The sequence below is a fragment of the Mesorhizobium sp. M2A.F.Ca.ET.067.02.1.1 genome, from assembly GCF_004023285.1.
Lineage (GTDB): Bacteria > Pseudomonadota > Alphaproteobacteria > Rhizobiales > Rhizobiaceae > Mesorhizobium.
The window spans coordinates 1-2,378 of sequence record NZ_RZSB01000839.1; the positions used below are offsets into that span (position 1 = coordinate 1).

Annotated in this window: 3 protein-coding genes and 1 pseudogene; 2 read left to right on the forward strand and 2 right to left on the reverse strand. The window is 62.4% G+C overall.

What is annotated here, in order from left to right; genetic code table 11:
- Positions 1–18: 18 nt before the first annotated feature.
- Positions 19–216, reverse strand: a pseudogene (locus EOA28_RS40595) (AI-2E family transporter); the annotation flags it as partial.
- A gap of 16 nt (positions 217–232) precedes the next feature.
- A complete protein-coding gene (locus EOA28_RS32560; RefSeq protein WP_127253656.1) occupies positions 233–865 on the reverse strand; it encodes a CDP-alcohol phosphatidyltransferase family protein in 633 nt (210 codons plus the stop codon).
- 188 nt (positions 866–1,053) lie between these two features.
- Here EOA28_RS32560 and EOA28_RS32565 point away from each other — a divergent pair, with 188 nt between their 5' ends.
- On the forward strand, positions 1,054–1,713 hold the full coding sequence (locus EOA28_RS32565; RefSeq protein WP_127253655.1) for an Imm52 family immunity protein: 660 nt from the start codon (positions 1,054–1,056) through the stop codon (positions 1,711–1,713).
- Between the two features lie 196 nt (positions 1,714–1,909).
- Positions 1,910–2,378 (forward strand): AIR synthase related protein (locus tag EOA28_RS32570; RefSeq protein WP_148669576.1); only part of this gene is annotated, 469 nt, incomplete at its 3' end.

The window sequence follows — 2,378 nt, forward strand, 5'->3', positions numbered from 1 at the left end:
CGCCTATTTCCTCGATCCCGTCGCCATCAGGCGCGAGAGGCCGAGCCGCTGCAGCCAGTCGGCGACGGGATCGAGGAAATAGGCGAGCACCATGCCGGCGACGAAAGGCAGGAGGATGCCCGAGAAGACATAGAGGAACAGCGCCAGCAGAACCGCCGTCGCGAGCCAGAATAAGACCTGGCGACGAAGCGCGCCGGAGCTATCGTCCGCGGCGATCACGGCGCCATCGTGGTCAGGCGTCCGTGCCGGAGCCGCCCGATCTGCCGATGCCCGACTTGGTGTTGCCCGACTTGGTGACGTCGTTCTGGGAGTTGCTCGTTCGGGAGCCTTCGCCATAGCCGCTCATATGCCTTAGCCAAGCCACGAGATAGGCCGCGGCCGAAGCCACGGTCAAGACCCCGGTCAGCAATATGAGCCCGGTCCGCAGTGGGCCAAGATGCACGGCAAAGGCCAGCTCGCCCAGCACCAGCGCCGCCAGCACGATCTGGGCGGCGGTGTTGGCTTTCGAAACGAAGAGCGGCTTCACCTCGACCGGATTGCTCATCACGCTGGACAGGAGCACGGCGCAGACGATGAGCCCGTCACGCGAAACCATCATGACCACCAGCCAGAGCGGCAGTTCGCCGGCGAAGCCCATGACGACGAAGACCGAGACAAGCAGGAGCTTGTCGGCGATCGGATCGAGATAGGCGCCCAGGCGGGACGACTGGTTCCAGCGGCGCGCGATGAAGCCGTCGACGCCGTCGGAGATGCCGGCGACGAGGAAGCCGGCGAAAGCCCAGCCCCAAAGCGACTGCAGCATGGCCAGCACCACGGCGGGCACGAGCAGCAGCCGCATGATCGTGATCATGTTGGGAAGGGTCACGTGATGTCCCGTCGTGTCTTTTGTTGGGAAAAAGATGAGGGAGATGGGAGATTGGCGCAAGTGAGGAACTGCCGATCTTCCCCTCGTGGGGAGATGGCCGGCAGGCCAGAGGGGGCGCGAAGGAACGCCGACTTTGGACCAACAGACCTGCAGGGAAGCTGATAGGCTGCATGCCACGGGAGGCGCACATGGCGGTCAACATCAACGTTTACTGGGGTCCAAGGAAACGGACAGCCAAGGATTCGATCCCACAACCTCAAGCGCATTTCCGAGCATTGGCTATTGCCGACGAAAGACTCGCTAGCTGGGCTCCGCTGGGAAGGTCTCTTAAAAAGGCGATGGCGTCCGAACCTATCGACACATCGGCAGCCAGTAACCTGCAGCACCTGCTGGAGAAAGGCCAGAACAAGACGGACATCGCCCCGCGCCAACCCATTCCGGAATTGGGTTACCGCGTCTCCCTCTGGAACCAGCGCCGGGGAAACGTGGAAGCGTCAACGTCGATCCATTGCGGGGCGTATTCCGAGTATCTGTCACGAGACAGTCAGAACAATGCTTGTCTGGAGCTTAACTGCATGGCAGGGGCCGAGCCTTTTGGGGCGGAAGTCCTGCTCGCCCTATTCCATAGATTCGTCGAAATCTGGAAACCCGACTGGGGTTCGATTTGGCGCGATGTCCAGGAAGGACATCCGGCCAGCAGCCGCGAGCATCCAACGCTCGCTCAATATGCGTTTTACCAACAGCAGGGCTTGGCATCGCAAGGACGAACCGTGGGAAAGGAGGTTGGTGTTCCCCAGGGGCGTATGTGGGTGGATGAAACGGCAGCACCCATTCTAGAGGAAATGTGACTGCCATAATCGCAGAGTTGGCGGACACCGCCTTTGACCTACCGGACATCTCCCCGGGAGATTGGCACTGGTCTCGGCCTTCGCCAATCAACCCCGCACTTTCCTCGGAAACAACATCACTCACCTGCGCGTCATCCTTGCTCCCCGAAACCATTCATGCGAAGAGCCCGCAATGACAAACAGGGACGAGCCGACGATGAGCAAGGGCGATCCGGCCAAGCGCAAGAACGGGCTCACCTATGCCGAGGCGGGCGTCGATATCGATGCTGGCAATCTGATGGTCGAGAAGATCAAGCCGCTGGTGCGCGCGACGCGCCGGCCGGGCGCGGATGGCGAGATCGGCGGCTTCGGCGGCCTGTTCGACCTCAAGGCCGCAGGCTTCACCGATCCGGTGCTGGTCGCGGCCAATGACGGCGTCGGCACCAAGCTCAAGATCGCCATCGATGCCGGCAAGCATGACACGATCGGCATCGACCTCGTCGCCATGTGCGTCAACGACATCGTCGTGCAGGGCGCCGAGCCGCTGTTCTTCCTCGACTATTTCGCCACCGGCAAGCTCGATCCGGACCAGGGCGCCGCGATCGTCGGCGGCATCGCCAAGGGCTGCCGGCAGGCCGGCTGCGCGCTGATCGGCGGAGAGACGGCCGAAATGCCCGGCATGTATC